The organism is Streptomyces sp. UW30, from assembly GCF_008042075.1.
Lineage (GTDB): Bacteria > Actinomycetota > Actinomycetes > Streptomycetales > Streptomycetaceae > Streptomyces.
Genome location: NZ_RDBN01000085.1, coordinates 1 through 726, shown reverse-complemented (window position 1 = coordinate 726; position 726 = coordinate 1). Strand labels below are relative to the sequence as shown.

1 protein-coding gene is annotated in these 726 nt (G+C 66.2%); it reads left to right on the top strand.

Annotation, left to right across the window (positions count from 1 at the left end; genetic code table 11):
* Positions 1-722, top strand: a 722-nt coding sequence (locus tag EAO75_RS44090) for an aldehyde dehydrogenase family protein (RefSeq protein ID WP_148000763.1), incomplete at its 5' end; no start/stop codon positions are given.
* Between the last annotated feature and the right edge of the window lie 4 nt (positions 723-726).

Genomic DNA, 726 nt, shown 5'->3' with positions numbered 1-726 from the left:
CTTCTGCAGGCAACCTGAAGCGGGTTTCCTTGGAGCTCGGCGGCAAGGCGCCCAGCATCGTGCTACCCGATGCCGACCTTGAGGCGGCMGTCACCGGGTGTGTTCAGGGCGCACTACTCAACAGCGGACAGGTGTGCGCCGCATACACCCGCTTCCTCGTCCACCGGTCGCTGGCCGACGAATTCGCCGAGCGATGTGCCAAAGCGACCGCCCAGATGAGGATCGGGCCGGGCAGTGCCGACGATACCGACCTCGGCCCCTTGGTCACCGAGGAGCATCAGGCGCACGTCGACGCGCTCGTCCGAAGTGGCATAGAGGAGGGGGCCAGCCTTGTCATAGGCGGCTCTCGCGCCGATCGGCCTGGCTACTTCTATCAGCCCACCGTCTTCGCCGGCGTGCGTGACGATATGCGCATAGCTCGTGAGGAGATCTTCGGCCCCGTGCTTTCCMTCCTCTCCTACGACGAAGAGGACGAGGCGATCGCCCGCGCCAACGACTCCGAGTACGGACTCGCCGCCGCGGTGTGGACCCGCGACGTAGGCGCCGCCCACCGCGTCGCTGGCAACGTCCGCGCCGGAACCGTCTACATCAACATGCCGAACCCGGTGGACGCATCGGCGCCGTGGGGTGGCTACGGGTCCAGTGGTTGGGGCCGCGAAATGGGCAGCGGCGCCATTGAGCTGTACACCGAAGTGAAGAGTGTCTGGACGTCGTTGACATAGCGTC